Raw genomic sequence first — 6,004 nt, 5'->3', positions numbered from 1 at the left:
CTTTGTTCAGATGTCATTCCATTTGTACCACTTATCCAGTCATACAAATGGAATCTTATCCATGGCATACCATTAGACATGTATATCCCCTTCTTTCATTAAATATAAAATTGCTAAAGCATCTGCTTCGTTGTCATCTTTAGGCACATGTCCTTTTGCACATACCGCCTTAATCATTTCTTCTTATGAGGCGGCGTTTTTACTGCACCTTCACGCTGCTTAAGCTCTTGTCTTAGTCTTTCAATTTCCTCGTCACGTGATTGAACATCTGCTTTTAGTGCCATCACTACTTCACTTACATCTCTGAATGCCTTTTCATGTTCTTCAGTCCTTTGTTGTAGTTCTTTTATCGCTCTATCGCGTTCTTTAATTGCAATATTCAGATCACTAGTTCTCTTTGCCACGTCCTTTGAAGATGCACTTCTTGACCACGCGTATTCTTCATCAAGAGTTTTTATGCTGCTTTTTAAAGTCAAGACCTGCTCTTTAAGAACTTTGACTTTGTTGCGATAATAAAATACAACACGCAACATCGCTCCGCATACAAGCAAAGCTCCCAAAACTACCAAGCCCGCTATTAAAATCTCATTCGAACTCATTCTGATCTCTATTCTTTGCTTTTAGGGCGGTCATCTCGGCCAATCCGTTTTGCCTCGCATTCCATTAAAAAAAGAATGCAACAAGCCGCATGTGCCAAGTGTGATAAATTACTCTCGCCATCCTTATTCTCTCCACCAAACCATGCTAATAAATGACGTAAAGAAGCTCCATACAAACGGCTCCAATTCATGCCATGACGCCAATTGCTTGCACCGTATTTGTTTTCTCCAAGCTCTAAAACTCTACCGATTTCAATCAGTGTCAACGGTGGAATAAGATCAACACGCGGTTTACCAATGTCATTCTTATGTGCTTTAAAAACCATGATTATCCCCCCCTTAAGGCTCTACGTATTTATATGTTTGCTATGACAGAGCGTTTAGTCATAAATTAAAAAAAATGAACTTACTCAATTCAAAAATACACTGCATGCCTCATCTCGTTACATTTAATGTTTGGACCGATTGTGTTTTTCAAAAATTTTTTGAGAGTTTTCTTTGAAATATTTTGTGTCGCCATGCATCTTTATGGACAATTCTGGTCCTAAAGAATTTTTGGCTATTAAATGGTTGTTTTCATCAAAAGAAAAATTCCAATCAGAATTATTAAAAACGATTGTACAGCCTTCTGGAAAACCTATTTCCTGTATTAAATCTTTCAAAATATAAAAAGTATAATATGATTTTTGCAAAACATTTACATAGCTTTGCTCTTTTTTACGATATAAATAAAAAACTTTACGATAGGCCCACAAACAAAAAACCGTAATTACATTGGTCGTAAAAAGTATAATAATTGCCGCTAAACCATAATCCATCTTTACTTTCTTTCTTCTTTAAGAGTGTGAATGATGCTGTTGCTGTTCGTTATTATCTGTAGGGGCAGCAATAAAAGTAGATTGTGAAGATAATTTAGAATCACATGATTGCGTCCTATAAAAAAACGAGAAAAAGTCTTCTGCCTTAATCGGTGCTCCAATTCTGTTGGCTTCATTCAAAAGAATTGGGATATGTTTTGTTGGAATTCTCCCACCAGTTCCACCTTTTGATACAGGACGGAGCCAGACGTACACGCGTGTTCTATGAACCCCAAGCAACTGAGATACCCTACGAACCCCACCTAATAGATTTATTATTTCCGAAAATTGTTTCATAGCACATTATGTAGCGATTATAAAAACAATGTCAAGAAGGAAAATTAATAATGAAACCACATGTTGCTAAATTAGAAAATGACGATTGTATACAACGTACCTACAATAAAGATATGACAATAAGTATCTCACAATGGTTGCAAAATGCCTTATCTGAAGCTGGATTAAGCCAATCAGAGCTTTCAAGACAGCTAACCGCTTCTTTAGGTCGCTCGATAGATCGTGCTGCCGTCAATAAAATGCTAAAAGGAACAAGAGATATTTCTGCTCGAGAATTATTAGAAATATCAAAGCTTACAGGTGCTTCTATTCCCACTAATCACTTAGTTCCTTTGATCGGATCTGTAGGAGCCGGAGGAGAAATAATCGCAATAGATTCTGGTTGTCTAGAAGAAGTAGAAGCCCCGCCATCTGCTCCTAAAGGAACTGTTGCTGTTCGCGTGGTAGGTGATTCTATGTTTCCAGCCATTGAAGAAGGAAGCCTTCTTTTTTATTCCTATCATTTGCCACCAGAGGATCTTATTAACAACCGCGCCATCATAAAAACTAAATGTGGAAAAGTTTACATCAAAGTATTACGTCTAGGGAAAGAAAAAGGGAAATGGGTTTTATCCAGTATAAATGGAAAATATGCTGATATCGTAGATGTAGAATTAGAATGGTGTGCACCTATCGACTGGATTAAGCCAGCCAGAATATGAGTTAATATTTTTATACTTCTCTTCAAGCAAGCCTTTAGTTTATTACTTTTAAAAATTTTTAAAATCGCTACATTTTTTTGTTGACTTTGTTTTTAAAATCGCTACATTGGTATCCATAAACCACGCACAAACAATCGCCAAGAGGCGTTAGGGAGGAAAAATTATGGATAAGCCAATTCTTATAAATTCTGATGAAATCTTATTAGTTGTCTATGATGATGATCAAAACATTGGTCGGTCGGGACCACTGGATGAAAGCCAAGTTCTAAAAATTATTGACGAGGCAGATGATGCAATCCAAATCTTTCGCATCAATCCTTCTGAGAATAATTGTGAAGATATCTCTGAAGAAATTGCAGAAGCATATGTAAAAGAAAATATCGAACATCTCCACGAGGAGAGTAAAGTTCATGACTTTGTACTCGAAAGTGATGCTTACCAAGAACTTTTAGACGAGATCGCAGACGAAAAATATAATGATGAGATTTACGGTACTTATGAACAACAACACCGTTTGCGTGCATGTGATGTGCTTTAAAAATTCTAAAGGGCGCTTTTAAAAGCGCCTCCCTTTTTCCCATCAATAATTGATTAGAGTAAACTTATGACCACACATGATACTCATATTCATAGTGAAGGATATCTCACGNTTTACGGTACTTACGAACAACAACACCGTTTGCGTCCTTGTGATGTGCTTTAAAAATTCTAAAGAGCGCTTTTAAAAGCGCCCCCTTTCATTCATCAATCCCACCCAATATGAGGTCCGTAATGGAAAAGCTAATTGCTATCCAGCAAAATACAAACAAACACGAAACAATTCCAACCATGTCTAGCATTGAAATTGCAGAGTTATGCGGTAAAAGACATGGCCATGTAATGCAAGATATTCGTAAACTATTTAGCGAACTTAAAATCGACCTGAGTAATTTTGCTGGATTATACAAAGATTCAACAGGTCGTACTCTTCCTTGTTATCATCTTCCTAAACGTGAATCTCTTATTGTCATTTTAGGTTATAACACTGTGTTACGCGCAAAAATCATAGATTATTGGAAAAAATTAGAAGAGCAAGCAGCTAATCCCCAAATCGATTTTTCGAGACCTGAAATACGAGCAGCTATCATGATGCATCTTAAAAATAAAATTAAACAGATTGCATAGGAGTTCATCATGAATACTCTCATAGAGATTAAAGAACAAATCATTGATCAGGAAATAGTTCAGACAGTAAATGCACGTGATCTGCATGCATTCTTAGAGGCAAAACGTGACTTTTCCAATTGGATTAAGGACCGTATTACCAGATACAATTTTATAGAAGGACAAGATTTTATAAAAACACAAGATTTGCGGTCGCCAAATTTGGCGAGCGCAAAATCTAGGGCTGTTATCGCGATTAACTACTATCTCACACTCGATAGAGCCAAAGAACTTTCTATGCTTGAGAACAATCAGAAAGGGAGAGAAGCCCGTTTATACTTTATCGAATGTGAAAAGCGTGTAAAGCAAGTAGTAACACCACAAATCGACTATTCAAGTCCAAAGGCTATGATTGGTTTTTTGAATTACCTACAAGGTCAAATAGATCAAAAAGACATCATCATTGAAGATTTAACACCAAAAGCCATGGCTCTTGAAAGCTTACAGCGTCATAATGGACTCTTCGGTCTTACAGAAGCTGCTAAAATACTCGAGATGCAACCAAAACAGTTCATTCTCTTCTTACAGAAAAAAGGTTGGATTTACAGACGAGCAGCAGGTGGAAATTTGCTACCGTATCAAGATAAAATCCAAAAGCAACTTATGGATTGTCCAACCATCACGCTTCAAACCGCAAGTGGAATAGAAAAAGTCATTCCTTGCGCAAAAATCACAGCAAAAGGAATAGGTGCGCTGTCTCAAGAGCTTAAAAGACAAAGCATGCATTAATTAAGGAATGCAATAATGGAAAAGAAATACGAATTTACTGATAAAATCGATATGATTTATTTGCGTCAATTTTCAAACTTTTTAATTGACAATATAATATCAGTATGTCTATTGTCGAATCAGGTGCTTGAAAAACACCTTGAATCGATAGCGGATAGATTGCCGAAACAATCTTTTCTCCGCACATTAAAGGCTTTGACTCATTGTATGTTACACGCATATAATGGCTTTGTCGGGTGTAGTTACGCTATACAATACCCTTTATGGGGAAAGCGTAACGACGGACTATCGACCGTGTTTTTCAGCACCCGGCATCCTTTATTGGATGTCAATGAAAAACCTCTAATCGATAGGAGTTCATTATGAACACTCTTATTAAAATTACAGAACAAATCATTGATCAGGAAACTGTTCAAACCATTAATGCACGCGAATTGCATACATTTTTAGAAGTAGGTCGCGACTTTACGACATGGATTAAAAACCGCATAAAAACATATAAATTTGTTCACACAAAAGACTATATTCTAACGTTCCCCAAAACGGGGGAGCGTCAAAATGTAAACATGACAGAGTACCATCTCACATTAGACATGGCGAAAGAGCTCTCAATGGTCGAACGCAATGAGAAAGGACGTCAAGCACGCCGTTACTTTATTGAATGTGAGAAGAAACTAAGAAGCCAAGCGGTTGATTATGATAATGATACACGCTTTGATTTGCCAAGCTATTGGGAGGGTATGAACGCTGGTGAAAAAGTTTTGTATCTTTTGGGTCCAATTCATATGCGTCTTATTGATGCTTTCAGAGTGGATGAAGAGAACAGAAAATATAAAGCCCTCATTAAAGAAGCAAAACAGGTCTTAGAAAGATCTGTCGTAAAAGCTGCTTAGTTTAAAATATGATTTCATTTCCTCGTCTTTTCAGACGGGGAGGTGGTCAATATCATACAGTCTCTAGAAACAGGATTGTAACAACCAACCAACTTTTAAACACCAGCGTGATTCACGCCACGGGGGAATTGCGCTCAAATAGGAGGAAATCAAGATGAGTGAACTAAGTACCACACAAACGGAATTAGTGGAAAAAACGAACGATTGTGAAATCAAACCTACAGCTATGGAGCTTATTTTAGAAAGAGCTTTAGAAAATGATGTCGATATGGATCGTCTCAAGCGTCTTCTTGAATTGCGAGAAAAGGAGATAGAACGACAAGAGCGTCAAAACTTTGTCCGTGATCTTTCTACTATACAAGTGGAATATAAAAATATCGAACAAAATGCCATTAATACACATACTAAAAGCCTCTATACAACGCTTGATAAATATATTGATGCAATCAAAGAACCTCTTGCAAAACATCACTTTGCCTTGTTCTCTCGTATCAAAGACCAGAGTTCAAATGACATAACTGTAGAAATGACTTTAAAGCATATATCGGGCAATGAAATATCAACACAAGGAACATTTCCCATTGATGCTACGGGAAGCAAAAATAACACACAAGCGGTTGGTTCTACTATAAGCTACGCACGTAGATATCTCTTAGGCATGCTTCTTAATGTTGCAAGAAAAGAAGACGATACAGATGGAATAACACTTCTTGCGGGTATCTCTT

The 6,004-nt window shown here is 36.9% G+C and carries 10 protein-coding genes; 6 read left to right on the top strand and 4 right to left on the bottom strand.

Annotated features, from left to right (window positions below; all coding sequences use genetic code 11):
* Positions 1-173: 173 nt before the first annotated feature.
* The 4 genes from ACFIME_RS08605 to ACFIME_RS08590 form a co-directional block, all read right to left on the bottom strand.
* Positions 174-599: a hypothetical protein gene (locus tag ACFIME_RS08605; RefSeq protein ID WP_375684801.1), complete on the bottom strand. Its 426-nt coding sequence runs from the start codon at positions 597-599 to the stop codon at positions 174-176.
* An 8-nt stretch (positions 600-607) separates the two neighbouring features.
* A complete protein-coding gene (locus ACFIME_RS08600) occupies positions 608-925 on the bottom strand; it encodes a dATP/dGTP diphosphohydrolase domain-containing protein (protein ID WP_375613946.1) in 318 nt (105 codons plus the stop codon).
* Between the two features lie 123 nt (positions 926-1,048).
* Positions 1,049-1,417 carry a hypothetical protein gene (locus tag ACFIME_RS08595; RefSeq protein ID WP_375613947.1) on the bottom strand — a complete coding sequence of 123 codons (369 nt, stop codon included), beginning with the start codon at positions 1,415-1,417 and terminating at the stop codon, positions 1,049-1,051.
* A gap of 18 nt (positions 1,418-1,435) precedes the next feature.
* The gene (locus ACFIME_RS08590) at positions 1,436-1,753 is read right to left on the bottom strand and encodes a hypothetical protein (RefSeq protein WP_375684800.1); all 318 of its coding nucleotides are present in this window, start codon (positions 1,751-1,753) and stop codon (positions 1,436-1,438) included.
* A gap of 50 nt (positions 1,754-1,803) precedes the next feature.
* Between ACFIME_RS08590 and ACFIME_RS08585 the strand changes: the two genes are divergently transcribed.
* The 6 genes from ACFIME_RS08585 to ACFIME_RS08560 form a co-directional block, all read left to right on the top strand.
* Positions 1,804-2,454, top strand: coding sequence for a S24 family peptidase (locus tag ACFIME_RS08585; RefSeq protein WP_004854224.1), 651 nt, complete (start codon positions 1,804-1,806; stop codon positions 2,452-2,454).
* Positions 2,455-2,617: 163 nt separating this feature from the next.
* Positions 2,618-2,992 carry a hypothetical protein gene (locus ACFIME_RS08580; protein ID WP_375684799.1) on the top strand — a complete coding sequence of 125 codons (375 nt, stop codon included), beginning with the start codon at positions 2,618-2,620 and terminating at the stop codon, positions 2,990-2,992.
* A 290-nt stretch (positions 2,993-3,282) separates the two neighbouring features.
* Positions 3,283-3,618 carry a Rha family transcriptional regulator gene (locus tag ACFIME_RS08575; protein WP_375684798.1) on the top strand — a complete coding sequence of 112 codons (336 nt, stop codon included), beginning with the start codon at positions 3,283-3,285 and terminating at the stop codon, positions 3,616-3,618.
* Between the two features lie 9 nt (positions 3,619-3,627).
* Positions 3,628-4,386, top strand: a complete 759-nt coding sequence (locus ACFIME_RS08570) for an antA/AntB antirepressor family protein (RefSeq protein ID WP_375662310.1) — start codon at positions 3,628-3,630, stop codon at positions 4,384-4,386.
* A gap of 362 nt (positions 4,387-4,748) precedes the next feature.
* Positions 4,749-5,279, top strand: coding sequence for an antA/AntB antirepressor family protein (locus tag ACFIME_RS08565; RefSeq protein ID WP_375662311.1), 531 nt, complete (start codon positions 4,749-4,751; stop codon positions 5,277-5,279).
* Positions 5,280-5,433: 154 nt separating this feature from the next.
* The coding region (locus ACFIME_RS08560; RefSeq protein WP_375684797.1) for an ERF family protein at positions 5,434-6,004 on the top strand (571 nt) is incomplete at its 3' end.

The organism is Bartonella sp. AP1QHHD, assembly GCF_042196265.1.
In the GTDB taxonomy this organism is placed as follows: domain Bacteria; phylum Pseudomonadota; class Alphaproteobacteria; order Rhizobiales; family Rhizobiaceae; genus Bartonella.
Note: the sequence above shows the minus strand (reverse complement) of the source record. Positions and strands in the feature narration are given on the sequence as shown.